The sequence below is a fragment of the Streptomyces sp. NPDC001270 genome, from assembly GCF_042896695.1.
Taxonomy (GTDB): Bacteria; Actinomycetota; Actinomycetes; order Streptomycetales; family Streptomycetaceae; genus Streptomyces.
The window spans coordinates 23,825-50,160 of sequence record NZ_JBIAXM010000029.1; the positions used below are offsets into that span (position 1 = coordinate 23,825).

General features: G+C 68.0%; 29 protein-coding genes and 4 pseudogenes. 24 read left to right on the forward strand and 9 right to left on the reverse strand.

Annotation, left to right across the window (positions count from 1 at the left end):
* Positions 1-11 precede the first annotated feature (11 nt).
* The 5 genes from ACFY2B_RS34985 (at position 12) to ACFY2B_RS35005 (ending at position 3,374) form a co-directional block, all read left to right on the forward strand.
* Complete coding sequence (locus tag ACFY2B_RS34985; protein ID WP_390767087.1) at positions 12-431, forward strand: heme-binding protein; 420 nt, start codon at positions 12-14, stop codon at positions 429-431.
* Positions 431-778: a nuclear transport factor 2 family protein gene (locus ACFY2B_RS34990; protein ID WP_390767088.1), complete on the forward strand. Its 348-nt coding sequence runs from the start codon at positions 431-433 to the stop codon at positions 776-778. Before ACFY2B_RS34985 ends, ACFY2B_RS34990 begins: the two co-directional genes overlap by 1 nt.
* A gap of 15 nt (positions 779-793) precedes the next feature.
* Complete coding sequence (locus ACFY2B_RS34995; RefSeq protein ID WP_390767089.1) at positions 794-1,624, forward strand: aldo/keto reductase; 831 nt, start codon at positions 794-796, stop codon at positions 1,622-1,624.
* A 78-nt stretch (positions 1,625-1,702) separates the two neighbouring features.
* Positions 1,703-2,749, forward strand: a complete 1,047-nt coding sequence (locus ACFY2B_RS35000) for a TIGR03571 family LLM class oxidoreductase (RefSeq protein ID WP_390767090.1) — start codon at positions 1,703-1,705, stop codon at positions 2,747-2,749.
* Between the two features lie 292 nt (positions 2,750-3,041).
* Complete coding sequence (locus tag ACFY2B_RS35005; RefSeq protein WP_390767091.1) at positions 3,042-3,374, forward strand: hypothetical protein; 333 nt, start codon at positions 3,042-3,044, stop codon at positions 3,372-3,374.
* Between the two features lie 199 nt (positions 3,375-3,573).
* Here ACFY2B_RS35005 and ACFY2B_RS35010 read toward each other — a convergent pair whose 3' ends face one another.
* Positions 3,574-3,735: a hypothetical protein gene (locus ACFY2B_RS35010; protein ID WP_390767092.1), complete on the reverse strand. Its 162-nt coding sequence runs from the start codon at positions 3,733-3,735 to the stop codon at positions 3,574-3,576.
* A gap of 471 nt (positions 3,736-4,206) precedes the next feature.
* Between ACFY2B_RS35010 and ACFY2B_RS35015 the strand changes: the two genes are divergently transcribed.
* The gene (locus ACFY2B_RS35015; protein ID WP_390767093.1) at positions 4,207-4,776 is read left to right on the forward strand and encodes a TetR family transcriptional regulator C-terminal domain-containing protein; all 570 of its coding nucleotides are present in this window, start codon (positions 4,207-4,209) and stop codon (positions 4,774-4,776) included.
* 274 nt (positions 4,777-5,050) lie between these two features.
* On the opposite strand, the gene ACFY2B_RS35020 is transcribed toward ACFY2B_RS35015, so the two are convergent.
* Both ACFY2B_RS35020 and ACFY2B_RS35025 read right to left on the reverse strand, forming a co-directional pair.
* Complete coding sequence (locus tag ACFY2B_RS35020) at positions 5,051-5,206, reverse strand: transposase (RefSeq protein WP_390767094.1); 156 nt, start codon at positions 5,204-5,206, stop codon at positions 5,051-5,053.
* A gap of 107 nt (positions 5,207-5,313) precedes the next feature.
* Positions 5,314-7,281, reverse strand: coding sequence for a SpoIIE family protein phosphatase (locus ACFY2B_RS35025; protein WP_390767095.1), 1,968 nt, complete (start codon positions 7,279-7,281; stop codon positions 5,314-5,316).
* Positions 7,282-8,203: 922 nt separating this feature from the next.
* Between ACFY2B_RS35025 and ACFY2B_RS35030 the strand changes: the two genes are divergently transcribed.
* The 6 genes and pseudogenes from ACFY2B_RS35030 to ACFY2B_RS35055 all read left to right on the forward strand — a co-directional run bounded on the left by ACFY2B_RS35030 (position 8,204) and on the right by ACFY2B_RS35055 (position 12,862).
* On the forward strand, positions 8,204-8,929 hold the full coding sequence (locus tag ACFY2B_RS35030) for a hypothetical protein (RefSeq protein ID WP_390767096.1): 726 nt from the start codon (positions 8,204-8,206) through the stop codon (positions 8,927-8,929).
* 49 nt (positions 8,930-8,978) lie between these two features.
* Positions 8,979-10,001: an alcohol dehydrogenase catalytic domain-containing protein gene (locus tag ACFY2B_RS35035; RefSeq protein WP_390767097.1), complete on the forward strand. Its 1,023-nt coding sequence runs from the start codon at positions 8,979-8,981 to the stop codon at positions 9,999-10,001.
* Positions 10,002-10,129: 128 nt separating this feature from the next.
* Positions 10,130-11,179, forward strand: a pseudogene (locus ACFY2B_RS35040) (aldehyde dehydrogenase family protein); the annotation flags it as partial.
* Between the two features lie 62 nt (positions 11,180-11,241).
* On the forward strand, positions 11,242-11,496 hold the full coding sequence (locus ACFY2B_RS35045) for an aldehyde dehydrogenase family protein (protein WP_390767098.1): 255 nt from the start codon (positions 11,242-11,244) through the stop codon (positions 11,494-11,496).
* A 21-nt stretch (positions 11,497-11,517) separates the two neighbouring features.
* A pseudogene (locus tag ACFY2B_RS35050) lies at positions 11,518-11,795 on the forward strand (ISL3 family transposase); the annotation flags it as partial.
* Between the two features lie 113 nt (positions 11,796-11,908).
* The gene (locus ACFY2B_RS35055; RefSeq protein WP_390767099.1) at positions 11,909-12,862 is read left to right on the forward strand and encodes a hypothetical protein; all 954 of its coding nucleotides are present in this window, start codon (positions 11,909-11,911) and stop codon (positions 12,860-12,862) included.
* Positions 12,863-12,956: 94 nt separating this feature from the next.
* Here ACFY2B_RS35055 and ACFY2B_RS35060 read toward each other — a convergent pair whose 3' ends face one another.
* Positions 12,957-13,562 (reverse strand): ISAs1 family transposase, encoded by a 606-nt coding sequence (locus tag ACFY2B_RS35060; RefSeq protein ID WP_390767100.1) that lies wholly within the window; start codon positions 13,560-13,562, stop codon positions 12,957-12,959.
* Between the two features lie 320 nt (positions 13,563-13,882).
* Between ACFY2B_RS35060 and ACFY2B_RS35065 the strand changes: the two genes are divergently transcribed.
* The 8 genes and pseudogenes from ACFY2B_RS35065 to ACFY2B_RS35100 form a co-directional block, all read left to right on the forward strand.
* A complete protein-coding gene (locus ACFY2B_RS35065) occupies positions 13,883-14,281 on the forward strand; it encodes a hypothetical protein (protein ID WP_390767101.1) in 399 nt (132 codons plus the stop codon).
* 26 nt (positions 14,282-14,307) lie between these two features.
* Positions 14,308-14,583: a hypothetical protein gene (locus tag ACFY2B_RS35070; RefSeq protein WP_390767102.1), complete on the forward strand. Its 276-nt coding sequence runs from the start codon at positions 14,308-14,310 to the stop codon at positions 14,581-14,583.
* Entirely contained in the window at positions 14,580-15,365 is a 786-nt protein-coding gene (locus ACFY2B_RS35075; RefSeq protein ID WP_390767103.1) for an NAD(P)/FAD-dependent oxidoreductase, read from the forward strand. The genes ACFY2B_RS35070 and ACFY2B_RS35075 overlap by 4 nt, the downstream gene beginning before the upstream one ends.
* A gap of 32 nt (positions 15,366-15,397) precedes the next feature.
* On the forward strand, positions 15,398-15,922 hold the full coding sequence (locus tag ACFY2B_RS35080; protein ID WP_390767160.1) for an oxidoreductase C-terminal domain-containing protein: 525 nt from the start codon (positions 15,398-15,400) through the stop codon (positions 15,920-15,922).
* 495 nt (positions 15,923-16,417) lie between these two features.
* Positions 16,418-16,768 carry a transposase gene (locus ACFY2B_RS35085; protein ID WP_390767104.1) on the forward strand — a complete coding sequence of 117 codons (351 nt, stop codon included), beginning with the start codon at positions 16,418-16,420 and terminating at the stop codon, positions 16,766-16,768.
* Positions 16,765-17,181, forward strand: coding sequence for an IS3 family transposase (locus ACFY2B_RS35090; RefSeq protein WP_390767105.1), 417 nt, complete (start codon positions 16,765-16,767; stop codon positions 17,179-17,181). Before ACFY2B_RS35085 ends, ACFY2B_RS35090 begins: the two co-directional genes overlap by 4 nt.
* On the forward strand, positions 17,175-17,489 hold the full coding sequence (locus ACFY2B_RS35095) for a transposase (RefSeq protein ID WP_390767106.1): 315 nt from the start codon (positions 17,175-17,177) through the stop codon (positions 17,487-17,489). The genes ACFY2B_RS35090 and ACFY2B_RS35095 overlap by 7 nt, the downstream gene beginning before the upstream one ends.
* 67 nt (positions 17,490-17,556) lie before the next feature.
* Positions 17,557-17,736 (forward strand): annotated as a pseudogene (locus tag ACFY2B_RS35100) (ISAzo13 family transposase); the annotation flags it as partial.
* A 272-nt stretch (positions 17,737-18,008) separates the two neighbouring features.
* Here ACFY2B_RS35100 and ACFY2B_RS35105 read toward each other — a convergent pair.
* Positions 18,009-18,866, reverse strand: coding sequence for a helix-turn-helix transcriptional regulator (locus ACFY2B_RS35105; protein ID WP_390767107.1), 858 nt, complete (start codon positions 18,864-18,866; stop codon positions 18,009-18,011).
* 237 nt (positions 18,867-19,103) lie between these two features.
* Here ACFY2B_RS35105 and ACFY2B_RS35110 point away from each other — a divergent pair, with 237 nt between their 5' ends.
* The 3 genes from ACFY2B_RS35110 to ACFY2B_RS35120 all read left to right on the forward strand — a co-directional run bounded on the left by ACFY2B_RS35110 (position 19,104) and on the right by ACFY2B_RS35120 (position 21,812).
* Positions 19,104-19,979, forward strand: coding sequence for a helix-turn-helix transcriptional regulator (locus ACFY2B_RS35110; RefSeq protein ID WP_390767108.1), 876 nt, complete (start codon positions 19,104-19,106; stop codon positions 19,977-19,979).
* Between the two features lie 127 nt (positions 19,980-20,106).
* Complete coding sequence (locus ACFY2B_RS35115; protein ID WP_390767109.1) at positions 20,107-20,943, forward strand: SDR family NAD(P)-dependent oxidoreductase; 837 nt, start codon at positions 20,107-20,109, stop codon at positions 20,941-20,943.
* Between the two features lie 86 nt (positions 20,944-21,029).
* A complete protein-coding gene (locus ACFY2B_RS35120) occupies positions 21,030-21,812 on the forward strand; it encodes an SDR family oxidoreductase (RefSeq protein ID WP_390767110.1) in 783 nt (260 codons plus the stop codon).
* Positions 21,813-22,092: 280 nt separating this feature from the next.
* Here ACFY2B_RS35120 and ACFY2B_RS35125 read toward each other — a convergent pair whose 3' ends face one another.
* The 4 genes and pseudogenes from ACFY2B_RS35125 to ACFY2B_RS35140 form a co-directional block, all read right to left on the reverse strand.
* On the reverse strand, positions 22,093-22,503 hold the full coding sequence (locus tag ACFY2B_RS35125) for a hypothetical protein (RefSeq protein ID WP_390767111.1): 411 nt from the start codon (positions 22,501-22,503) through the stop codon (positions 22,093-22,095).
* A 65-nt stretch (positions 22,504-22,568) separates the two neighbouring features.
* Entirely contained in the window at positions 22,569-22,988 is a 420-nt protein-coding gene (locus tag ACFY2B_RS35130) for a cation:proton antiporter (protein ID WP_390767112.1), read from the reverse strand.
* Between the two features lie 233 nt (positions 22,989-23,221).
* A pseudogene (locus tag ACFY2B_RS35135) lies at positions 23,222-24,611 on the reverse strand (amidohydrolase family protein).
* A gap of 53 nt (positions 24,612-24,664) precedes the next feature.
* Positions 24,665-25,420: an Atu4866 domain-containing protein gene (locus ACFY2B_RS35140; protein WP_390767113.1), complete on the reverse strand. Its 756-nt coding sequence runs from the start codon at positions 25,418-25,420 to the stop codon at positions 24,665-24,667.
* A gap of 270 nt (positions 25,421-25,690) precedes the next feature.
* On the opposite strand from ACFY2B_RS35140, the gene ACFY2B_RS35145 reads away from it, so the two are divergent.
* The gene (locus ACFY2B_RS35145) at positions 25,691-25,975 is read left to right on the forward strand and encodes an Atu4866 domain-containing protein (protein WP_390767114.1); all 285 of its coding nucleotides are present in this window, start codon (positions 25,691-25,693) and stop codon (positions 25,973-25,975) included.
* Positions 25,976-26,336: the final 361 nt, after the last annotated feature.

Below are 26,336 nucleotides of genomic sequence, written 5' to 3' on the forward strand. Positions count from 1 at the left end.
GGGAAAGCACCATGAGCACCATCGCTGTCACCCCACTCAGCACCGCGGACGCCGAGATCCTGATCGCGGCCGCCCACCGCGCCGCCCAGGCGGCCGGAGTCCCGGTCAGCATCACCGTCCTCGACGCCGGCGGCCATCTGCTCGCCTTCCGCCGCGATGACCAGGCGGTGCTGATCTCCGGCGAGACCAGCACCCGCAAGGCCTTCACCGCCCTGCAGTTGAACGCCCCGACGGCCGACCTGGTCGACCTCGTCAAGCCCGACGGGCCCTTCCACTCCCTGCCCACCGCGCTCGACCGGCCGCTGCTTTTCATCGCCGGCGGCATCCCCGTCCACCGCGACGGCCGCCTGATCGGCGCGATCGGTGTCGGTGGCGGCGCCCCCACGCAGGACCACTCGTTCGCTTCCGCCGCACTGAAGGAACTCACCTGATGACGCGCACGCCGCAGGAGGTCTTCGCCAACCACGGCACCCGCCTGGGTACCGGCGACCTCGACCTGATCAGCCAGAACTACACGGAGGACGCCGTCTTCCTCACCCCCGAAGGTGTCCTGACCGGGCGTCAGGGCGTGCAGGAGGGCATCGGCCGCCTGCTGGCCGACCTGCCCGACGCCGACTGGCAGCTGACCCCGCAGTTCGCAGGGAACGTCCTGTTCCTCCAGTGGACCGCCACCAGCGCCACCCACCAGGTCACCGACGGCGTCGACACCTTCGTCTTCCGGGACGGCCTCATCAGCGCCCAGACCGTCCGTTACACCCTCTCCGCCCCTACCGCCTGAAGGAGCACCAGCACCATGGCACCCACTTCTGTCCCCACCGTCACGTTCAACAACGGCGTCGAGATCCCCCAGCTCGGCTTCGGCGTCTTCCAGGTCCCCGACGACGAGACCACCGCCGCGGTCACGGCCGCACTTCAGACCGGCTACCGCAGCATCGACACCGCCGCGATCTACGGCAACGAAACCGGCGTCGGCCGCGCCCTCGCCGCGTCCGGGCTGCCCCGCGAGGACCTGTTCATCACCACCAAGCTGTGGAACGCCGACCAGGGCTACGACTCCACCCTCCGCGCCTTCGACGCCAGTCTCGCCAAGCTCGGCCTCGACTACGTCGACCTCTACCTGATCCACTGGCCGGCCCCGGCCCGCGACCTGTACCGCGACTCCTGGCGGGCCCTTGAGCGCCTCGCCGAGGAGGGCCGCATCCGCGCCGCCGGTGTCTCCAACTTCCAGCCCGGCCACCTGCTGAGGCTGCTGGACGGCGCGACGCTGACCCCGGTCGTCAACCAGATCGAGCTGCACCCCGGCCTCCAGCAGGCCGAGCTGCGCACGCTCCACGCCGAGCGCAAGATCGCCACCGAGGCGTGGAGCCCGCTCGCCCAGGGTGCGGTGCTCGACCACCCGGTCATCGGTGAACTCGCCGCCAAGTACGGCAAGTCCCCCGCCCAGGTCGTCATCCGCTGGCACCTCCAGCTGGGCAACATCGTCATACCCAAGTCGGTCACCCCGGCCCGTATCCGCGAGAACTTCGACGTCTTCGGCTTCGAGCTCACGGCCGATGAGATGCAGGCCGTGGCCGCGCTCGACCGCGACCTGCGCACCGGCCCCCACCCCGACGAGCTCAACTGAGCCTGCAGCCCCCTCCCGCTCCGTTCCGGGCAGACCGCCCGGAACGGAGCCCCGTGTCCGCTCCCGGAAGGACCCGCCATGGCATCCCCCCATCCCGCGCTCGCCCGCCTGGCCCCCGCCGACGGGAGGCTCACCCTCGGCCTGGAACTGCCCCTCGACAACGACTGGGGTCCGGCGCGCCGGCGCACCGACCGCGCGGCCGGCCACCCCTTCGGCGTCCCCGACCTGACCGGGCACACCCGACTCGCGCAACTCGCCGACCGCCTCGGCTTCGCAGCCCTGTGGCTGCGCGACGTCCCGCTCTACGACCCCGCCCAGTTCGGCGACGCCGGAAGCGTCTTCGAGACCTTCACACACCTTGGTCACCTCGCCGCGATCACGGACAACGTCGTACTCGGCACGGGCGCTGTCGTCCTGCCCCTGCGCGAGCCCCTGCTGGTCGCCAAGGCGGCGGCCACCGTCGACGTTCTGTCGGGCGGCCGCATGCTGCTGGGCCTCGCCAGCGGCGACCGCCCTGTGGAATACCCGCTGTTCGAACGCGACTTCCAGACCCGCGGCACAGCGTTCCGCGAAGGTGTCGAGGCGCTGCGCGCCGCCTGGCGCGGCGGCCCGCTGGAACTGCCCCGGGTCGGCCTCGGCGCGGACCGGCAGTTGGAGGTCCTCCCCAGGCCGGTCCATACGACGGGGATCCCGATCGCCGTCGCCGGAGGCGCGCAGCAGACGCCCGAGTGGATCGCCGAGCATGCCGACGCCTCCCTCAACTACCCCCGTGAACTGGGCGCATTGCGGTTGAAGATCCGTGAGTGGCGGCAGCGCACCGAGGACGGCGGCAAGCCGTACCTCACCCCCATGGTGCTGGCCCTCCAGGACGACGCCGACGCCCCGGCCCGCCCCATCCGGCTGGGCCTCAGCACCGGCCGCAAGGCCCTGGTCGACCACCTGGAAATGATGGCCGGCCTCGGCGTCGCTCACGTCTCCTTCAACCTGCGCCCCAACGACCGGCCCATCGACGAGGTGCTGCACGAGCTCGCCGAGGACGTGCTGCCCTACTTCCCCACGCCGCCGGCCACGCCCGCCGACTTCGGCAGCCGGCTCGAAGCCACCGTCCGGAAACAGCGCGGCTGAACAATCCGTACGCCGCTCTGCCACCACCTCAGCGGACTTGCCGGTGTCGGCGACCTCATCACCGCCTGCTCCTCACCGCTGTCCCGCTGCGCTGCGCATCGAACCGGCGGAGCAGCTGAGGAGTGACTTTCGCGACGTACCAGGTAATGGCAGCAGCGATGTCTTCAGGCGTATTCGGAAAGCACGCCACGTTCTCCTCCTCAGTTGTTGTTGGTCACAGGTTGGCGGTCACCAGACGGCCGATCATTTCGGCGCGAAAGGTTCCCTCGGCCTTGGCGCGCTTGTCCAGGGCGTGTTTCCTCGTCCATGCCCCACTCTTCGAGGGGAGCCCGGCTGCGATCCCGACCGAGCCGACTTCACCATCGCTCTGGAAGCCGCCCGCGACACGGTGGTCAGCCTGCTCGGAACAACCGCGGCCTCAGGGCCGAGCAGCCGCTCCGACCTGGCGGGACACATCGGCGCCCGCGTCCTGCACGCACTGCTTCCCAGGCGCCGGATGCGACTGTCCGCCCGCATCGTCAAGTGCGGAACCTCCCGCTACAACATCTGGAACCGCGACGGGCGTCCACGCGACAGCACCCCGATCACCGCCACGCGGTCCGCTACGTCGTCGACAACGGAGTGAAGTGAGCCAACTTGCCCGCGGACTTCCCGCCGGTTCTAGCCGTCGCGGTGACCGCGGCGAGCGTTTCCACGGACAGGCAGGACAGTGAACTGCACGGTTCCTCCGGAAGACACCTCGGCCCGCGGCCGGACACGTCAAACAGCGGCCCATCTCTCCCGTGCCGGGGCAGGGCCTTCCTGGTTCGGGACCACTGGGATGACTACAGCTTCAAGACGACCTTCCAGTTGCTCTGTGTCGATCCAGACGGCGGGATCAGGGAGATCGGCGCGGTCAAGATCAGCCGGTTCGGCAGGGTAGCGCCGGCCAGGACGCCGCTCCCGGACAACTGGAAGCTGGGCGCCGCCATCGCGCGCTTCTTCACTGACGCCCCTGAGACGTCCGGCGCGGCTGGGGCTTGCGAGGCGGGCCGGTCGGTCCTGGGCGCGGGCGCGGCACCGACGGCCAGGACCCGGACGCTGCGCACGGCGCCGGTACCGGCCGCCTCGTTGGCCGCAGCGACGATGCGGGCACTGATCAGCGTCGGCGGGGCCGGGAACTGGATGCGCGCCGGTGGACGCGGGCCGACGTCCGGGCCAGCGATGCGGGTAATTCGGCGCGGTGCCGCTCCGGAGGAGGGGAGTCGATTATGGGCGGGTCCGACAACCTCTTGGCCAGGCGGACATCATGGCGACAAAGGAGGTCCTGTGACGGCCGCGGGCCTGCAAGCGTGCCTGGTGGAATCGCGCCCGCCGGCCGTCGGAACGGACGATCCGCTGCCACCGATCTCAGGGCGTCCGACTTGACGCGCAAGACGACCGTTCATATTCTTCAACGTGAGAGAAAGGGAGTTCGAATGCCCAGGCCCAGCGTTCGTGAGCAGTTGGTCGAGGCCGCCATGGAGTGTTTCCACGAGCGCGGCTTCAACGGCACAGGGATCCAGGACATCGCCCGCACGGCCGGTGTTCCCAAGGGGTCGGTGTACAACCACTTCGAGAACAAGGAAGCCCTTGCCAGCGAGGTCATGGACCGCTACGCCGCCTCCCGCAGGTTGGAGATGCTGGGGGACGAGAACTTGCCGCCCGTGTCACGGCTGCGCGCCCATTTTGATTACCTCGCCGCGGATCTGGAGCGCTTCTCCTACGGGCGTGGGTGCATGTTCGGGAACTTCGGGGCGGAGCTGGCGAACCAGAGCGACACCATGCGCGGCAACGTCGACTCCCGTCTGAATCTCTGGACCTCCGCTGTCACACAGGTCCTCGAGGAAGCCCGTGCGGCGGGCGCGCTCACGGCCTCCCTCACCCCTGGCCAGCTGGGGCAGTTCCTCGTCAACGCGTGGGAAGGCGCGGTACTGCGGGCCAAGGTGACCCGAAGCCGGGCCCCTCTGGACGACTTCCTCAACGTCTTCGACTCCTTCGTCGCCTGAAGCCCTGTCCAGAGGTCGGTGCTCTTGATGAAACCTTCGCCGAGCGAAACCGCGCCGGAAACAGGCAGTGCTGGCAGCGAAGTTCGAGACGACCCTGCCGCATCTCGATGAGCGTCAGCGTCGCCTGCTGCTGGGAGAGGGAGACACGGTCGATCAGGTACGGCGGCATCAGGCTGGTCGCGCGGGCTGTTGACGGTACGGGAGGCGTGACGGCACTCGACACACCATCAACTACGCCGGCCACAGCCGCATGAGTCGTGTCCAAGGTCAAGGGTCAAGCCCTCCTCCAGGGCACACTTGTGCGGAACTTGAACACGATGCTCTCAAGGACCTGGCGGTGATCGCGCCACCTGCCCCAAGCGCGGCCCATCGGCGGCAGTAGCGGCTCGATCACTGCCCACTCGGCGTCAGGTATCTCCCCCTCCCTCACGACCAGTCCAGCGATCGGATGATCGGAAAGATACTCCGTACCTGGGCCAGGAACGTGCGGGAGTCAGGTCCTGGCCGCCTCGCTGTTGCGTCATGACCGATTGTGGATCACGCCGCCCAGGACGGAATGTCCTGCTCCGCCCAAATGCATTTGCCATCGTGAAGGTAGCGGGCGCCCCAGCGCAAGGAGACAGCCGAGATCAGTTGCAGGCCGCGGCCACCTTCGTCGGTGTACGTGGCCTTGCGGATACAAGGGGTGGTCAGGCTTCCGTCGTAGACCTCGCAGATAAGGGAGCGGCTGTACATCAGGCGCAGACGAATGGGGCCCTTCGCATGCCGTATCACATTGCCGACCAGCTCGCTCACCAGTAGCTCGGTGGTCATGACGAGGTCATCAAGACCCCATCCGTCCAGCTGCTCACGGACATATGCACGAGCCTGTCCGGCCGCCTGGGGACTGTCGGGCAGGTTGCAGACGGCAATGTGATCGGCACAGGTGCCTCGCGTGTGGGCGATCAAAAGAGCTGCGTCGTCGGTCGTCCGCTCATGGTCGGGGACCAGCGCCGAGATGACCGCGTCGCACAGAGCCTCCAACCGCCGGGGCTCATCGCGTACGTCTCCGGGCCTGGCGTAGGGAAACTGGGCCGCCACGCTGGCCAATGTCTGCCGCAACTGGGCCACTCCCTGGCCGAAGTCGCTAGAAGCGGATTCGACCAAGCCGTCGGTGTACAAAACCAGCAAGCTTTCTTCCGGCAAGCAGAGTTCATGCAATGTGAACGGCGGAGCTGCAGCACCCAGAGGCGGGTCTGGGACCGTTTGGGCGGTGTGGACCTCCCCATCGGGTCGGACGACCAGTGGCGGGGGGTGACCGGCCAGGGAGAACGAGCATGTCCGGGTGACCGGGTCGAAGATGGCATACAAACAGGTGGCGTAGAAGTCCTCGCCCAGGTCACTGACTAGGTCGTTGAGATGTCCCAGCAGCTCGTCGGCCGGCATGTCCAGGTCGGCGAGTGTACGGACCGCAGTACGGAGTCGGCCCATGGTGGCCGCTTCCGTGATCCCGTGCCCCATGACATCGCCGATTACCAGGGCGACCCGGTCCGCAGACAAGGGGATCACGTCGTACCAGTCTCCGCCGACCTCCTCACCCCTGCGTGCAGGCAGGTAGCGGGCTGCGGCACATACCGCAGGGAGGCTGGGCAGTTCCCGAGGCAGCAAACCGCGCTGCAGTTCCTGCGCGCGGGCGTGTTCCACATCGTACAGACGAGCGCGTTCCAGTGACTGGCCGATCAGACCGCTCAGCGCCGTCAGCAAGGCACGTTCCTGCTTATCACGGAATGACCTCGGTCGGCGGAAGGCAACCACGCATACACCGATGGAGCGCCCAGAGGCGATCAGCGGAAGGAACACCCATGCCTCCATCGGGGACAGACGCGACCCACGCCACGCCGGCCAAAGCCGGCGGCACTCCGCACGCGTTTCGACGAACAAGGGGGTACCGGCGCGTAGCACGTCAGGGACCGGGGCATGTTCGGTGAGCGGCAACCCGTGCAGCACCATATCGAGGTACTCCTGCGGGTATCCGGTAGACCCGGCCACGTACACTCGGCCGCCTTCGAGCGAATAAACGATCAGACCGTCAGCGCCGAAGGGAGGCATCACGTAATCCGCGACAGCCTCAACGACGTCGTGCGAGGTGAGCGCCTCGGCTAGCGCCGCGGTCAGCTCACCCATGCGGACGGTCCGCTCCGCGCTGGCCATCTCATCGATGCCTGGTGGCGTGTCGCGCACACCCTCCAAGTGCGCGGCGGTCCAAGCGGCCACCGAGCCCAGAATCGAGCGCTGCAGTTCATCCGGCTCGCCAGACGCCGCGGTGAGCACGCACAGCACACCCATCGGCCCCTCGGCACCGAGTATGGGCACCGCCGCCGCGCCGCTCGCCCCAATTCCGAGACTGTCGTCACCCACCCAGGTGAAGCGCCCGCTCCGTAGGGCCCGGGCGGGCACCACATCCTGGTCATCGTGCAGTTCCGCCCATGCCTCGGTTGTGCCTGGGGCAAGCCCTTCCACCGTCATGAGATATAGGCGGGCAGAACCCGGGTCCCATCGGTACACCAAGCCCCCCAAGCCCCCAAGAAACGCCGTCACGTGCCGGACGGCCAACGCGAGCGTCCCCGTTTCAGCCGCCCACCGACCAACATCCCAGGTTGCCGCAGCGCCGAACGACGCCGGCTCCGCCCGCTCGGTCTGGTGCGCAAGCCCGTTTCGCACAGGCGAAACCTCCTGTCTGAGGGCCCTGGCACGCGCTCTTGGGCCGGGGCAGCGACCACGGCCAGCACAAAATGCCTTCTACCTGCATTAACAGTAACTCTGCTGTCCTCCACACACTATGGTTGCTCGACCACACACCATGGTTACTCGACCCCGTTTGTCGGCAACAGGCACTGCGGACGGCCGATCAACGTAGGGCCGGCTGCAATCGCATGCGCTTTCTGGAGCTGCACGTCGGTGATCTGGTCTTCGTTGACCCCCGCACTTGTAGGGGGCGGGTGGCGATCCTCTAGGCAACCGTCTGATGGACGCCCTGCCCATCAACGCCTTCATCCACCCTGCTGGCCTGCCCATCAACAAGATCGCAATGTTGCGACGATCACTTGAAGGCGGTCTGTAAAGCGGTGGCATCGGGCTCGTTCAGCTCGTGCCATGGGCACCGGTGCAAATCCCCACACGCACGCCCCGGGCCGGCACTACGCCCATCGCCGGTGCGGGTTCAGCCCGCCAATCGCGCCGCGAAACCCGGGGGCGGGCGCGTGCGAGGCCAGCCGGACGACCGATGTGGGGCTCCGTCGTGAACCGGAAGCTCAGCAGGGGCGACAGACCCGGTCGTCGCAGCCCACCGGGTCTCGATGAGGGCGTTCTCTTGCGTTTGGGCCGATCCACTTTTAGCATTTAATACGACCGGTCATATTGGACTGGCTGGAACTTGGAGGACCCCCTCGTGTCTGACCTTCTCGACACCGTCATCGCCGCCCACGGCGGCCTCGACCGCTGGCGCTCCGCTACTCGAATCACGGCCGAGGTGCAGGCTGGCGGCGCACTGTGGGGCCTCAAGGGCCAGCCCGGGGTGCTTGACCGGTACACCATCTCCGTCGACCTGCACCGGCAATCGGCCACCCTCGCGCCCTTTGCGGGGCCCGAGCTGCGCGCGGCGTACACCCCCGACCGGGTCGCGATCGAGTCCCTCGACGGCCAGGTTACGGAGGAGCGTATCCAGCCGCGGGAGTCCTTCGCCGGGCACACGCTCGAGACGCCGTGGGATCGTCTGCACGCGGCGTATTTCGCCGGGTATGCCATGTGGACCTATCTGACGGAGCCCTTCGTCTTCGCCGAGCCGGGCTTCACCGCCACGGAGATCGAGCCTTGGGAGGAGAACGGCGAGACCTGGCGGCGCCTGCAGGTGACCTTCCCCGACCGCATCGCCACCCACAGCCGGGTGCAGACCTATTACATCGACACCGAGGGCCTCATCCGGCGCCACGACTACCGGCCCGACGTGTTCGGTGCCGCCGACCGCGACTCGGCTCACTACACGTGGGAGCACCGGACGTTCGGCGGGCTCGTCTTCCCGACCAGGCGCTCGGTGCACCTCACCGACGAGCACAACCAGAAGGTTGCCGAACCGGTGATCATCTCCATCGATCTCACCGACATCACGGTCTCGTGAAGCGATGGACGTCTAGCCGACAAGGCCCGGACGAGGACAGGAGGATGTCATGAGCGGCTATCGCGCCGTCGAGGCGACCGCTGGCGGTGATTTCACCCTTGTCGAGCGAAAGTTCGAGCCGCCGGGGGCAGGACAGGTCCGGATCGCGGTCGAGGCGTGCGGGGTCTGCCACAGCGACGTGGCCGGGATCATGAACATGACCGGCAGTCGGCCGTCCAGTGAACCCGTGGTGCCCGGGCACGAGGTCATCGGCAGGATCGACGCGGTCGGTGACGGTGTTTCTGGTTGGCGTGTCGGGCAGCGGGTCGGTGTGGGCTACCTTGGCGGGCACTGCGGCGAGTGCGCGATGTGCCGTCGCGGGGACTTCGTGTACTGCACCGACCAACCGGTGCTGGGAGACAGTCAGCAGGGTGGGTACGCCGAGTACCTCACGGCCCGGACGTCGGGTCTCGTCGCGGTGCCGGACGACATACCGGCGGCCGAGCTGGCCCCGCTGATGTGTGCGGGCCTGACGGTGCATCACGCGCTGATGACCTCGGCCGCGCGCACGGGTGACCTCGTCGCCGTCCAGGGCATCGGCGGCCTGGGACACCTCGGGATCCAATACGCGCGCGCCTTGGGGTTCCAGGTGGCGGCGATCGCGCGTGGTCGGAGCAAGAAGGAGCTCGCGCTTCGGCTCGGGGCGCATCACTACATCGATTCCGCCGAGGGCGACCCGGGGCAGGCACTGCAGGAACTGGGTGGTGCCAGGGTCGTTCTCGCCACCGCCAGCAGTGGCGCCTCGATGTCGCCGCTGGTCGGGGGGCTTGCCGTCCGCGGGCAGCTGGTCGTCGTGGGCGTGGCGCAGGACCCGATCGAGGTGGGCACCATGCCGCTCATCTTCGGTGCCCGATCGATAGTCGGCTCGTTGACCGGCACACCTCGCGACAACGAGGACAACGTCGGCTTCGCCCACGCCCACGGCATCCGCCCGATGGTCGAGACCGTTCCCTTGGAGCAGGCCGGAGAGGCGTATGCACGGATGATGTCCGGCGACGCGCGCTTTCGGATGGTGCTCGAGGTCGGTCGCTGACGCTGAGTACGACAAATTTCTCATCGACGGCGCGTGGCAGGCCCCGGCAACCACGGACCGCATCGAGGTGACTTCGGCCCAACACCGGCCGACCGATCGACAGTGTCCCGGCCGCGTCGACGCGGGACATCGACGCGGCCGTGGCAGCGGCCAGGCGCGCGTTCGACGACCCGAGCGGTTGGGCACACTGGGCGCCAAAGGACCGGGCGGCGGCGATACTGCGACTGGCCGACGCTCTCGCGGCGCGTTCGGACCGCACGGCCGAACTCGTCTCCGCCCAGGTGGGCATGCCGATCAACACCGCGAAGTCGTTCGAGGGCTCCGTGCCCGAGAAGCTCCTGCGGTTCTACGCGTCGATGATCATGCAGACGCCGTCCGACGACCTGCGCGGCGAAACGCTCGTCACTCGCAGGCCACTCGGCGTGGTCGCCGCGATCACACCGTGGAACGTCCCTGAGGTCCTGGCGTTCTTCAAGCTCGCGCCCGCACTCTCGGCCGGCTGCACCGTGGTCATGAAGCCCTCGTCGGACGCGGTCCTGGACGCCGGGGTCCTCGCCGAAGCTGTCATCGAGGCCAGTCTTCCCCAAGGCATCCTCAACATCGTGCCGGCCGGCCGCGAAATCGGCTCCCACCTGGTCACCCACCCGGGAGTCGACCAGATCTCGTTCACCGGATCCACCCCGGTCGGCCAGGACATTGCCACCAACGCCGGGAAGCTGCTGCGCCGCGTCACCCTCGAACTGGGCGGAGAGTCTGCCGCCGTCATCCTCGATGACGCAGACCTCGAGTCGAACCAGGCGGCCATCTTCGGAGCGAGTCTGCTCAACAGCGGACAGACTTGCTTCGCCGGTACCCGCATCCTCGCCCCGTCCAGCAGGTACGACGAAGTCGTCGACTTCTACACCGCACTCGCGGAATCGGCCCGCATCGGCGACTCCCTCGACGCCGCGACCCAGATCGGCCCCATAGCCAGCGCCCGGCAGCAGGAGCGAGTCGAGTCCTACATCGCCAAGGGCATCAGCGACGGAGCCCGCCTGACCACCGGTAAAAAGCGGCCCACCGGACTCGACGGTCTTGAGGGCGGCCATTTCGTCGCGCCGGCCATCTTCGCCGACGTGGACAACAGCACCACGATCGCTCAGGAAGAGATCTTCGGTCCCGTGCCGGCGATCGTGCGCTACGAGGATGACGCCGACGCCATCCGGCTGGCCAACCAATCCGTCTACGGAGTCGGCGGCCGGTGTGGAGCAGCGACCACGACCGCGCACTCGGCGTCGCACGGCAGATCGAAACCGGAACCATCGGGATCAACGGCTATCAGATCGACGTCAACGCTCCTTATGGCGGCGTCAAGGACAGCGGGATGGGCCGCGAGCCGGGCCTCGAAGCCCTCCTGGAATACACGGAACCGAAAGCCATCTACCTGTCCCCCCGCATGACCGCCGACAACGCGGGATACCTACCGTCCAGCGTCACCACTACTGCACGGTCCTGATCAGCGCTCTCAGCGGGCAGTAGATCAAAAATGCTCGAGTGCGCCCGCCGTCTGCAGCCGGCCCTGGAATCCATCAAGCACTGCGCCCGCGCCGAACAGCCCGAGCGGATGCTCCGGTGCCCAAGTACCGTCCCGCCCTCGTCGCCCTCTACCGCGACCACCTATGCCGACGCCGCAACGAGGAGCCCGGCACGCCCGTCAGTCACCTCCTCGAAGAGGTCAGGACCCTCGATCACACCGGCACCCTCAACCTGCTGCACACACACATCAACCAAGGCCGCGTCGAAGGCGACCGCAGCTTCCCACCCCTGAACAAGAGGACGAGGCTCTCCCATGAAGTCACTGGCCAGCGGGACCGCGCCGGTGGACACATACCCGACCACCTCCTCGCCTGACGAAGCGGTCGCCCCCGGTGAGAGCGACCCGACGAGGGCGGCGGTCCAAGCGCATCGGACTGCTCTCCGTCTCGCTCGGCACCGCCGGTCTCGGCGGCGCGTGGCAGACCGCAGCGGTGGCCATGTCCGCTCCCCTCGGGGTCAGCGACGGGCGCTTCGTGATCAGCGGGCTGGTATGGCTGGTGCTTCTGGCCGAGTATGTACGCCACGGCGGAGCGCGCTGGTCGACCCTCATAAGCGATCTGCGACATCCGGGGCAGGGCTTCGCACTCGCTTATGTCCCCATCATTGGCATGCTCTTCACCACGCACTTCTCCCGGTTCGGAATGGACGCCGCACGCTGGGCGTACGCGGTGTTCGCCGTGGTCACCGCGGTGGTCGCCGCCAGATTGCTGGCCCACTGGCTCACCGGGACGCTCAGCTCCTCCCCGCTCCACCCGGTCTATGTGCTGCCGGTGTCGTCGGGACCCTTCATCGCCAGCATCGCCGCAACCACGCTGGGGCTCCCTCAGGTCGCGGACGGCGCCTTCGCGGTCGGACTGCTGTACTGGCTCGCCTTCGGGACGGTCATACTCAGCAGCCTGGTGGCGAACACCCCACCGGTTCCAGCCCGACCGACTCTCGCCGTATTCGGCATCCCGCCGACCGTGGGCGGTCTGGCCTGGATGGCCGCATACCCCGTCCCGGTCGATGCCGTCGGACACGGGTTCGCCGGCCTGGTCGCCTTCACCATCCTCATCATCGTCTTCCTGCTGCCCCACCTGCGGCAGCAGTCGTTCGGCACCGGTTTCTGGATCTACTCCTTCCCCGTCGCCGCGACCACCAATTTCGTCATCCGCTGGGTACACAGCGCCCATGTACCCGCCTCGCGACCGATCGCCTGGGCGGTACTCAGCACGGCAAGTCTGACGTTCGCGGCGCTAGCCGTCGCCACAGCGGTGCACGCCTTGACGAGCAGGCGCCGCTCATAGCCGAAACCGAGACCGCCCGGCGATGGGGCCAGTGGGAGCGATCGGTCTCCGTCCCACCCAGGGTCATTGCATGATTGAGATCTGTCTGGGTTCGTCACGCGAGACCGAGGGCTCGTAGTGGCCGGTGGTGGTCGCGGCCGGTGTGGCGGCGGGCGGCGGCGATGTTGGTCTGGCCATCCTGGCGGAAGAGGCTGATGGCGAGGTTGCGCAGGGAGGCCATGGCGCGGGGCAGGGTGCCGGTGCGGACCTTGGAGTCGTCCTCGCGGAACGTGCGGTCCCGGACGTGGTGCAGGAGGTTCTCGATGCCCCAGTGGCCTCTGATCCAGGTGGCGAGTTCGGTGCAGGTGGCGTCGAAGACGCTCAGGCTGGTGATCAGGTAGACACGCTCGATGGTCAGCCTCCCGGTGCTCAAGTCGCGTCGCCACCGTACGACTTGGATCGCCTGGCGGGCACCGGGGTAGTCGAGGTGGCTGAACGCGGCGACCTTGAGCCGGCGGATCTCGTCGCGGTGGTGGGCGTGGTCGCGAGTGCGTCGGGGAGCCCGGTTTCCCCGGTGTGGAAGGGATGGGCGATGATGTTCGGGCAGGCACGGTCTCGCTCGGTTCTCATGGGTCTCGACAACCACATGATCACCAGCGCCGTGCCTGCTCTGCTCTGCTCTGCTCTCCAGGCTCATGCCGCACAACGGATACGACGCCATGTCACTCACGAGACCGGCGAACCGGACCAATCCCAATCACGCAATGCCCCTGCTTCTCGACTCCTATGTGTCCAGGCGCTGCAGCATATGCACGCGGTAGGCGCTCCGCTGCGGGCCACCCGATATACGACGGCCGACTGCGCTGCAGAAAAGGAGTTTCAGCGGACCGGAATTCACCACGGCTGCCGACAAGATTCAGGGTTGCACATTCAGCGATTTGTCTTCGCAATGATGGTCGCGGGTTTCCGGGTGCGTAAGGGGGTGGATGGGACATACTGGGATCGAATACCGATCGCCGACGTGTAGGAGGGACGACGTCTATGGCGAAGACGGTGACCATGAAGTGGGCTGATGCTCCGGCAGAGCACGATTATCCTGCGGCCGCGTCGTTTCTGCGGCTGACGGCCGCTCCGGCACTCGTGGAGGTTCTCACCGCGCTGCTGTCGCAGGCGCCCACGGTGCAGCAGCGCGCCAAGGACATCTTGCGCGCGGCCAGGCTGCAGCTGCTTCCTGCAGATGATCCCGAGGTCGCGAGGGAGCTGAAAAAGGTCGCCAAGGGCAAGCCGCTGTCACCGATCCTGCTCGTTCGCGGCGAGCTGGGCCTGGACCGTGCTCTGCAGATCGCTGATGGCTATCACCGGGTGTGCGCCAGCTACCACCTCAGCGAGGACGCTGAGATTCCGTGTCGCCTCGTTGACCTGCCCGCGATCGCCGTATAGACCCGGCGCCGAGGCGAGGACGCGTCGTGACGGGCGACGAGCAGCTCAGCGGTGGTGTATCGACGGGAAGCCGTGACGTGCACGATGACGTCGAGGCGATCGTCCGCGCCCGTCACGGGGCGCGGATCGCGGCTGTGTTGGAACGTGAGCCGGTATGGGCCCGTGACTTCACCGATCTCACCCACGAAGGGCGACGGTTGTTCGGTGAAGGGTTGGGGACCTTCCTGCTCGTCCTGGCCGGTGCCGGAGCAGCGCTCCTGGAGACAGCCCTCACGGTCAGATCGGTCGGGCCGCCGCGGTGACTCGTCCTCCTGCACGAGCGGACGGACGACTCGGACCGCGCACAGGTCGAGGAAGCCGTCCGCTCCTGCCCCGCTCTCGCACTCTCGATCGTCGAGGACTGAGCCATGTCTATGAACTCATCCGCAGGCGACGGGCTCGTGGTGGTAGGGCGTGTCTCGCGGGGCTGCGAGCCGTCCAGATAGTCAGGCGGGACGGCTACTGCGGCCGGATCGTCCTGATCGGACGAGAACCGACGCTCCCCTACGACCGCCCGCCCCTGTCGAAGTCATTCCTCACCAAGCCGGACGCGGAACCGGTCTTCTACACCGACGAGACAGAACTCGCCGCCCTGGACGCCGAACTGCACCTAGGGGCGGAAGCCACCGGCCTCGACCTCGCATCCCGGACCGTCCAAGTCGACGGCGCGCCCGTCACCTACGACAAGCTGATCGTCGCCACCGGCGCCGACCTCCGGCCACTGGCCGGGACGCCCCCACTCGCCGGAGTGGAGACCCTGCGAACCCTCCAGGACGCGACCCGGGTGCGTGACGCGCTGCGCCACGCGCGGAACGTGGTCATCGTCGGAGCCGGCTTGATCGGCGCGGAGGTCGCCTCCTCGGTGCGTCAGCTCGGCGCCAAGGTAACGATCGTGGAGGCGGCAGCCACTCCGCTGGTTCGTGCCGTCGGTGAAACCGTCGGTGACGCCCGCTCCCGGCTCCACGACCGTCATGGAGTGCGGCTGCTGCGAGGCACGTCGCTGGAGAAGACCAGCGGCGACACCCATGTCACCGCGGCACCCTGAGCAACAGCGAAACCCTCGAAACCGATCTACTCATCGTCGGCGTCGGTGCCTCCCCGGCCACCGGCTGGCTCCGTGATTCAGGGCTGGAGCTCCATCCGGCCGACGGCGGTCTGGTGTGCGATGCCCAACTGCGAACGTCCGACGAGCACGTGTACGCCGCCGGCGACGTCGTGCACTGGCCGAACGCGGTCATGGACACCACGATGCGCCTGGAGAACTGGACGAACGCCGCCGAGCAGGGAGCCCGTGCCGCCCTGAACGCGGTCTTCCCCGAGCGGGCGCAGCCATATGAAACGGTCCCGTACTGCTGGAGCGACTGGTACGGCCACCGCATCCAGTTCGTCGGCACGGCAGATGCGGAGAGCGTCACGTTCACCGACGGCTCGCCGGACGACGACCAGTTCAAAGCGCTCTACCGGACCGGTGACCGAGCAGTCGGAGCTGCCACTCTCAACCGACCGCGCCTGATCATGAAGTTGCGACGCCTGATTGCCACCCGCGGTAGCTGGGACGATGCCCTGGCGCTGGTCCAGGCCAAGATCGGCAGTACCCGATGACGGGCGTGCAGCCAGGCCAGCGCCAGCTGTGCGATCGTGCACCCCATGGACCGCAAGAGGTCACGGATCAGAGCGAACCGATCACCATTGCCCGCACTTGTCACCTGTGGATCAGAGATAGCGCGAGACCGGCTCCAGGACTCTTCAGGTGACCCCGTCACCCGTCTGAACCTGTCGGCCGGGCGGGGCAGCTCATCAACTGGCGAGAAAAGGTACGGCCCGCACGTCCGCCTCCGCGGCTGCGATTTCGGGCAAGGGGTTCCGGCCCAGCCGGAGTCGTCGTCCCCGGACTGCGGTAACGGTGTTCATCCGGCGGTTTCCAGCGGGTCGAGGGTGACGCGGCGGCCGAGGGGCCTTGAACCCACATCCTGGACACGGGTTATGTGGCTGTTGGCAGCGTAGTTGTTGACGTTGTTTCGGACAACGGGACCTGTCCCCGAGGGGTGGACACCTCTGAGCCCGGCCCCGGCAGGGGCTGGGTAGGAGGCATCTTTTATGGTGATGAAGGTCTACTCGCCCGAGTTCAAGGCGGACGCTGTCGCGCTGTACCTGTCGGACCCGAGCCACACCTTCGAGGGCATCGGCAAGGATCTGGGGATCAGCCGCGAGACGCTGCGTAACTGGGTACGGGCCGAACGGGTCCGCCACGGCGGAGGCACCACGACGAGCACGAGCACGGAGAGGAACACGGTGGATTCCCCGCCGACGGCCGAGGAACTTCAGGCCGAGAACGAAGCACTGCGCCGGGAGCTGGCGGCAGCCCGCAAGGAGATGCACAAGCTGGCCACCGAACGGGACATTCTACGCAAGGCGACGAAGTTTTTCGCACAAGAGATGACCTGGTGACCAACCGCTTCCAGTTCATCGAGGACCACCACCACGCCTGGGGCGTGAAGCGGTTGTGTGCCGTGCTGGAGGTCGCCCGCTCCAGCTTCTACAAATGGCGGGCCGGCCGCGTGGCCCGTGCCGCGCGTGAGCGGGCGGACGCTGCGCTCGCCGAGCGGATCAGGGCCGTGCACGCCGAGTGGGACGGCACCTACGGCCGGCCCCGGATCACCGCCGAGCTGCGCGGCGACGGTGAGCGCGTGAACCACAAGCGTGTCGGACGGGTCATGCGGAAGTTCGGCATCGCCGGGCTGCGGCTGCGCAAGCGGCAGGTCACCACTGTCCCCGAACGGGCCCTGACCCTGGAAGTTGGACACCAGAGACACTTGGATCTTGATGGTCCGGGTGGACAAGGAGTCCCGCACAGATGGTGATGAAGCACTACCCGCAGCAGTTCAAGGCGGACGCGGTCGCGCTGTACAGGTCTCGGCCGGGAGCGACGATCAAGTCGGTCGCCGGGGACCTGGGGGTGAACACCGAGACGTTGCGCAACTGGATCCGGGCCGCCGACGGGCGACGTCCCGGCTCGCACTCGGCATCCGGGGCAGCCGCGCCGCTGCCAGCCGCGGACTCGGTGCAGGCCGAGCTGGCCGCCGCGCGGAAGAGGATCCGCGAGTTGGAAGAGGAGCGGGACATCCTGCGCAAGGCCGCGCGGTATTTCGCAGGTGAGACGCGCTGGTGAGGAGCTGTAAGGGAATTACTGCTGATTTTGGCCCAACTTCGCTGCGCAGCATGGTAGATGGGCTGCCGTGGCAATACCGGAGAAGATCCTCGCAGTCCTGGATGCGAAGTTCACGGCGGTGCTCCCGCACCTGGACGAGCGGCAAGACCGCCTGTACCTGGCCGCCGAGGCCGAAGCCTTGGGACACGGCGGGATCTCGGCCGTGGCCCGGCTGGCCGAGATCTCAGAGTCGACCATCGCGCGCGGGCGGGACGAGCGGCGGTGCGTGGCGCACCATCATGTTGAACCAGTTGGTCATCGCGTTCGGGATGCCATGGTGCCGGGTGGTGACCAGGATGACGGGGCCGGGTTCGATGAGACGGTGAACCTGGTCGGGGGGCGCGGCTGAAGGTCCTTCAGGGTGATCATGTCTGCTCCCGGTGCCGTGCGGTCTGTGGCATCGAGTGTCGGCAGGCGGGGCACTGCTATGAACGTTGTTCCTGGGTGTGCCAGTGCCAGCCTCCGCCGGAGCTGGCATGCTCACATGTTCGCGTCCACCGCTCCTGCCCGGGCCTGCTTCGGCTGGGCGGCCATGGCCCTCAGTGTCTCGAAGGCGGTCGCCGTCGGGCTGGCCGGTTCGGCCTGGTAGACCACCAGCTGCTGGTGCGGGGCCCCGTTGACCGTGAAGGCCGCGAACTTGATGTGCAGGTCCCCGACCTGGGGGTGTTTGAGGTGCTTGCCTTCCTGGGACTTGCCCTTGACGTCGTGCAGTTGCCAGATCGCGGCGAACTCCGCGCTCTTGGCGGACAGTTCCGCAACGACCTCGGCGATGCGGACGGATTCGGGGTCGTGGCCATAGGCGGCCCTGATCTCGGCGACGCACGAGTGCGCGGCCCGCTCCCATTCCTGGTAGAAGTCGCGCCCTGCCGGGTCGGCGAACACCATCCGTGCGAGGTTGTCGAACTTCTCGAAACCACTGTGCAGGGCCGTGGCCAGGGAGTTGCCCGCCATGACGTCGAGGGCCGGGCCGACGACGAAGGCCGGAGCGTGGTCCCATCCGTTCAACAGCTGCACCAGTTGATGGCTGACGTCAGCCTCGCCCCAGTCGTGCGGGCGCTGCGAGGCGGCCAGGCAGAGGCGGTTGAGATGGTCGGTGGACTCCGCGTCCAGTTTCAGCGCTTGCGCCACGGCGTCGAGGACCTGTGGGGAGGGGCTGTTCTCGCGGCCCTGTTCCAGCCTGATGTAGTAGTCGGAGCTGACTCCGGCGAGCAGCGCGACTTCTTCTCTGCGCAGTCCCGGCACCCGGCGCCGCCCGTGTTCGGGCAGACCGACGTCGTGCGGCTTCAGGGCTTCTCTGCGGGCTCGGAGAAAATCACCCAAAGGCGTCCCGTTGCTCATGCGGCAAGACTAGATGGATTTTGGCCGGGGGGTAGCTCCGGCCGTGCAATATTACAGCTGGTCGCAGGTTCGTCGCAGAGGGTGACTATTTACTGAGGGGTTCCGGAAGGGGGAGGACAACTGAAACGCCAGGCTGTGGTCCGCCACTGCCTTGCCCCGTGGAGTCCGTAATCCTGGGTGCAATGCACCCACCGTCGGCGGAACTTTCCCGGGTGTTTTCCGCCTACCTTCGATGACATGGACAACGACACGCACCTTGACCCGGTGGAAGGGCTGGGTGAGTTTCTCCGCGCCCACAGGGAACGCCTGAGTCCCGGGGCGGCGGGACTGCCCGCCGTCGGCCGGCGAAGGGTGCCCGGGCTGCGGCGCGACGAGGTCGCAACACTCGCCGGGGTCAGCCTGAGCTACTACAGCCGCCTTGAGCAAGGCCGTGAGCTCAGCCCCTCGCCCAGGGTGCTGGAGGCGATGGCTCGCGTGCTGCAACTCGGCGACAAGGACAAACAGGCGCTCTTCCGACTCGCCCTGCCGGGGGCCCGCCGTACCAAGGCACCCGTCCGGGTCGAGCGTGTCCGGCCGCACTTGCGGCAGCTGATCGAGAGCTGGACCCGGACGCCGGCCTTCATCATCGGCCATGCCCAGGACCTGCTGGCCACCAACGCACTCGCCGACGCCCTCTACCGCGACTTCGCGCAGCACGACAACGTGCTGCGCATGCTCTTCCTGGACCCCGCGGCGAAGACCTTCTACCGCAGCCCGGAGCGGGCCAGGCGCCGGGCGGTCGCCGACCTTCAGCAGACCGCCGCAACCACTCCGGAGGACCCCCGCATCCTGAAGCTGGTCGGTGAGCTGTCGGTGCGCAGCGGCGAGTTCCGCACCCTGTGGGCACGCGAGTACACCAGGGTCCCGCCCTACGAGATCAAGCAGGTCCATCACTCGGTCGTGGGAGACCTGGAGCTGCGGCACGAGGCTCTCACCATCCGCAGCGCCCCGGGGCAGCAGCTCGTCATCCTGCAGGCCGAGGCCGGCTCCCCCTCCGCCGACGGTCTGGCCCTGCTGGGCTCCGTCAGCGCGCCCGACGTGCCGCACCAGCAGAACCCCGCGCGCGATACCTGAACGCCATCCTGGGTGCAGGACTCCCAGGAAAACCGCTGCCTTCATATCCATGCTGGAGAGGAACAGACTCGAATACGTCAACAGGAAATCCCCCTCAAGGGGGAAAGCAACGAAAGAGGTTTTTCCCATGGCTACGTGGTTTGTCACCGGTGCCTCCCGCGGAATCGGCGCGGAAATCGCCCGTGCCGCTCTGGCAGGCGGTAACAATGTCGTGGTCGCCGTACGAAATCCGGAGCGTGTACCGGACGATCTGAAAAGTTCTGACAAGGTCTTCGCGGTCGCCATGGACGTCACGGACAACGACAGCATCCCGCAGGCGGTCGACGCCGCCGTGGAGCGGTTCGGCGGCATCGACGTCCTGGTGAACAACGCCGGCCGCGGCCTGCTCGGCGCGCTGGAGGAGATCACCGACGCGGAGACCCGGTCGCTGTTCGACCTCAACGTCTTCGGCCTGATCAACGTCACCCGCGCCGTGCTGCCCGTGATGCGCAAGCAGGGCTCGGGCCGGCTGGTGCACATCGGGTCCCGCTCCGGTTTCGAGGGCGAGCCGGGCGTCAGCCTGTACTCTGCCTCGAAGTTCGCCGTCGCCGGCATCAGCGAGGCGCTCTCCGCGGAGATGGCTCCGTTCGGAATCCAGTCGATGGTCGTCGAGCCCGGCGTCTTCCGCACCGACTTCCTGGACGCCAGCTCCCTTTCGGTCGCCCAGAACCGCATCAGCGACTACGACGACACCCCCGCGCACGTCACCCTGGACTGGATCGACCAGGCCAACCACGCCCAGCTCGGCGACCCCGTGAAGGGCGCCGCCCTCATCGTCGAGGTGGCCTCCACCGAGAAGCTGCCCACGCATCTCTACCTGGGGCGCGACACGCTGGAGCGGCTTGACGTCAAGTACCAGCAGGTGCAGGACGACCTCGCCCCGTGGCGCGAGAAGTCCGCCGCCACCGCGCACGACGACGCCTGACGCTGACGCTCTGCCGGATGCCCGACCCGTTCGGGCACCCGGAGCCTTCCCCTTCCCCCTCCTGTGATCGAAGAGATCGAGGTTTTGTGATGTCTGCTGCCCTGCTCACCGGTACCCCCCTCACCGGCCGTGTCGCCGTCGTCTCCGGCGCCTCCAGCGGCATGGGTGCCGTCACCGCCGAGCGCCTGGCCGAACTCGGCGCCACCGTGGTGGTACTGGCCCGGCGCAAGGAGCGTCTGGACGGTGTGGTCAAGAACATCGAGGCCGCCGGCGGGACCGCGCTCGCCCTGGCCGTCGACGTGACCGACCGTGCTGCCGTCCAGTCCGCCGCCGCCGAGGTCGCCGAGCGCTTCGGCAAGGCCGACCTCGTGTTCAACAACGCCGGTGTCCAGCTCATCTCCGGCATCGAGGAGCTCAAGGTCGACGACTGGCAGCGCCAGATCGACCTCAACATCGGCGGCCTGATGAACATCATCGCCGCGTTCGTCCCCCACCTGACGGAGTCCGCCGCCGCGGGCAAGCCCGCCGACCTGATCAACACCTCGTCGATCGCGGCCACCCGCATCCTGACGAAGTTCTCCGTCTACTCCGGCACCAAGGCGTACATCAGCCACCTCACCCGGCTGCTGCGCGTCGAACTCGGCCCCAAGATGGTCCGCGTGGCCACCATCGAGCCCGGCATGGTCGACACCGAACTCCCCGACCACGTCACCGACCCCGACGCCTCCAAGCTGATGGCCGACCTCATCCACGACATCGACGTCCTGCAGAGCGCCGACATCGCCGAGACCGTCGCCTTCATGGCCGCCGTCCCGCGCCACGTCAACCTCACCGAGATCACCATCCTGCCCACCGCCCAGGCCATCTGAGCGGACCGTCCCGGCGTGGTGGGAGAGAGCAGCCCAATGCTGTTCTCTCCCACCACGCTTTCATCCGTCGAGAGAACCCAAGAGGACCCGCCATGAACATCACGGTGATCGGACGAGGGCGGGTCGGCGGTGACCTGGCCCGGCTCCGCGCTGCCGAGGCGCGCCTGCGCCTGGCAGCCTCCGTCGCCGGAGTAGGAGAACACGGCGAGGTCGGGGTGGGAGTTTTGACCGTAGTCGGTCACGGCGACGCCGCGGCGCCCCCGGCGGCGCGAACGCCGTGTCACCGGACGCCAACGGCTGCGTCCTTCTCGCCCGAGCCGGAACCGCTGACAGGCTTTCGCACACCGACCGGAGTGCCGTATCTCGTCTTCTTGCCGAAGGTGACGCTCAGTCGAGCACCAGTGTGGGAGGGGTCGGAGACGCGGTCGGTACGGCCGTCGCAGCGCGGTGCCGGGAGCGAGGGCCGTACGGTCCTCGATGTCCCGGACCATACGCGGGGCCGGTCCAGAAGCCCGACCAGATAGGGGACCGAGTAGAACCACGCGACTTGGGTCCCGATCACGACGACGCTCACCGCGAGGGCGGCGAACGTCGCCTGGACCAGGGAGACGGACGTCAATGCTCGTACCAGCGGGGGCAGTTGGATACCGGCCAGGATGAACAGCGCACTGTTGACCAGATAGCTGGCCACTTCCCAGGAAGCGACGGCCTGGATACGGGCACGGGGACCGATGACGCGAAGGCCAAACCGGGTGGTTACCAGGCCGCAGGTGACGACAGCGAGGACGCCGGCGCGCGGCATGCCCTGGCGACGGCGGCGACGGCCGCGGCGTCGGTCGGGGCCAGGACGGCGCCGAGGACGAAGGCAACGGGCCGGCCGTAGCCCAGCGCGTGGGCAACGACCGCAACGGCGGCAGCCGTTGCCAGGACCAGCCCGATGGGCTGCAGGGCGATGCTGCGGAAGTTGTCCCCGATCTCGCGCACCGAGGAGGTGAGCGCCTCCCAGTACAGCAGGGCGGGCAGAAAGAGGAACAGGATGCCCTCGGGGGACAGCGCGAACGACGCGAAGGGCGGTGTCAGTCCCACCAGGCAGCCCCCACCGAGCAGCAGAAGCGGTTCGCCCAGGCCCGTACGACGCGACAGCCAGCCCATCAGGAGCACGCCGACGCCCCGCACGCGGCGCGGCCGTCACCCTCTACGGATGCAGCATGTTCCCTCGGCGCCAGCCTGGGCCCGGTCGGTGCGGCGGGGGCCCAGTAGGGCGCCTGGTCCGGGGTGCCGGGCGCAGCCGCAGTGTCCCGGGGGAAGTAGTGGGAGTGGGGTGGGACATGGGAACTCCAAGCGGGTCCCCGGCCGGAAGGAAGGGACGAGAAACGGCCCGGAGACCACGAAACGGGGAGGGACAACGTTTAGACAGCCGGGGTGTTCAGCACGTACTCGCGCGAGGTGTGCACCTCGCCGCGCAGGGCGCTCAGGTTGACGTCGAGGACCTGTCCGTCCCACTTGCGGGGCTCGCCGTTGATGAGGACGGCGCTGATGTTGCGGGCGTCGGAGCCCAGCACGATTGTGCCGATCGGGTCGTTGAGGGGCATGTTGTTGAGGTCTTCGGCCCGGATGACCAGCAGGTCGGCCTTCTTGCCCAGAGTGAGTGAGCCGGTGACGCCGGCCAGGCCGTTGGTGCGGGCGCCCTGGAGGGTGGCGAAGTCGAGGACATCGTGAGTGGTGATACGGGAAGGCTGGCGGTCGGTGCCGTAGGCGGCGTTGACCGCGCGCATCCGCTGGATGGCGTGCAGGGCCCGCATCTGGGTGAACATGTCGCCGGCCAGGGCGACTTCGACGTCGATACTCAGCCCGGGGCGGATGCCGACAGAGAGCGCCTCGTCGACGGCGGGGACCGCGGTCTCCAGACCGATCTGGGCGTCGGAGGTGGGCGCGAGGGCCACGGTGGTGCCGGATCCGCCCGTGGCCTGCCACGCCTCGGTGGTCAGCCCGGTGGAGTGAATGAGGGTGACGTCGGGGCCGAGGATGCCGTCCTTGGCCCAGCGCAGGACCGCGTCGGAGGAGGCGGTCCCGAAGACGGCGTCCACGCTCACCCCGATGCCTAGCTCCTTGGCGACACGGGCGGGTTCGGGGCCGTAGGCGAGCGCGGGTCCGGCGATCTCGTCGGTGGCCAGGGTCGCCAGGCGCAGTGTGAGCAGCTGGTCGTAGCTGCTGAAGTACTGCTCCTTGAGACGGTTCAGGTCGCCGGGCCACTGCCGGTCCCAGTCACCGAAGTGCGGGCCCATGGAGGCGTGCATGCCACGTATGGCGGTGTCGCGCAGCGCCTCGACGGCGGCATCGGAGTGCTCGCGGGTACGGGAGTTGTGGGAGAAGTCGCGCATGGTCGTGATACCGCTGTCGATCGCGGTCAGGGCGGCCAGTCTGGTGCCGATGTACATGTCCTGGGGCCGGTAGACCGTGGCATAGCCGACGAGGGTGGCCATCACATAGCCGCCGAGGTCGTCGACGTCCGGCATGATCCGGCGCAACTGGGCCTCCCAGGCGTGCCGGTGAGTGTCGACGAAGCCGGGGGTCAGGATCGTGCCGGTGGCGTCGACGACCACGGCGTCCGCCGCGTCGAGGTGGGGGCCGACCGCGGTGATCGTGTCGTGCTCGACGAGGAGGCCCCGCCGTCGACGACACCGAGGCCGGGGTCCATGGTGACGACGGTCGCGCCGGTGAACAGGATGCGTCGCCGGTCGGCCGGCCGGCGCCGGAGCTCTTCGAGACGGCGGCGCTGGTGGTGTCGTTGAGACTCATGAGGGGCCTTCTTTCGGTACGGGAGAGGGCAGGCGGAAAGGGGGGAGGGAAAGTCAGCCGAGCTTCATGACGTAGCCCGCGTGGTGGAGTTCGTCGCCCTGGAACGCGCCGTAGGCCCAGAAGCCCAGGTCGTCCAGGTAGTCGATACGGTCGCCGTCGATCCAGTAGCGGCCCTGGTAGGCATGCGGGCGGCCGCCCCGGGTCTCGTCGTAGCGGCCGTCGGCGGTGAGTTCCTGGTGCAGGAAGTCGTTCCGGTCGATCCAGACACCGACACGCGGGCTGCCGGTCAGGTCTGCGGCGGCCGGGAAGCCTGCCGCGGGTGCGGGGGAACGGCCGGGGACGGCGGCACCGGCCCACAGGACCGGCCGACCCGCCGCGACGAGCGCGCGGACCTGCTCCGGCCGGGACAAGAGCGTGGCCACCGCACTCGGCACGTCGTCGGCGAGTTCGTCGGGCACCACCAGGAAGTCGGCGGTGTTGCCCGGGGCCAGCGTCGCGACGTACTCAGAGCGGCGGCCGCGGTCGCCGGCCAGCGCGATGGCGTCCATGACGGCGGGGACGATAGTCGTGCCGGTGCCGTCGACGACGATGGCGTTGTCGTCCCCGGCCGCGGTGACGATGCCAGGGCCGACCCCCACGATCAACGAGCCGACGAACAAAATGTCGGCGCGGACCATGGCCCTGATCAACGGGTCCAGCGTCAGGATCCGGGCATTGGTGAACAGGACGGGACGCCCCTCGTCGTTCGAGAGGATCTCGTCGAGAGCCTCGGGGTTCCAGCTCATGGTGCCGGTGGCGGCGATGGTCATTGCGTACTCCTCGATAGAGTCACCTCATCGGTGTGTCCGCTGCGGAAGTGAGCGTCGACACGGGCCCGAGGCGAGTGTCCGGCGGCTACGGCAGCCGCCTGACCACCAGGTTCGTCGCGCGACGGAACCGGAACCAGGCCGCTGTGTCCCCAGGTGTCGGGCACCCACGATCCGGCCGGCTCACGATGCTGGGTGCGCGGCACCCAGGAAGCCCTCACCTGGGGAGACGGCGGCCTGGTTGCCACCGGCCGGCGGGCCGATCGTAGAGGCGTGACCAGCAACGACACGCCCCCCGACCCGCACCCGTACGTTGGGATGTGGGTGACCGCCGACAGGTTCATCCGCCAGGAACTGCTGCCGAACGGCCGCTACGACGAGGCCCGTGGCAACCGGCCGAGCGCCTACACCGGCAGCTACACCGTCACCGGCAACCACCTCGACTACGTCGACGACACTGGCTTCACCGCCACCGGCGACGTCCGCCACGGCGTTCTCTACCACGAGCACCTGGTGCTCTACCGCGAGGGCGACGAACGCGCCTGGCGGGAGACCTGACCATTGCCAAGGTTTCGGTCCCCACATCACAGGGCCGGTGCTCAAGGACGGGGTCTGTCCAGCGATTACCGGACAGAGCCGAAGACTGTACGGACCCGGTCCCGACCGCCGCCCATCCTCCCGGCGTTGGCACCTTCCTGTCTGGAGGACCCGTCGCCCTCGCGCTGAAGAACTACCGGAGGGGACGGCGGGGACACGCGCCGCTCCCGCACCTGACAGAGCGCGACGAAGCACGGGCTTCGTCAACGCTGTCGGCTCACCTGCCGGGCACGGCTTCCGTGAACCGGACCGAAGTTCCGCAGCAGATCTGCCACACGCCAGCGATGGTAAAGGGAACGGCTCCGCGCAACGTGCGAGCGGG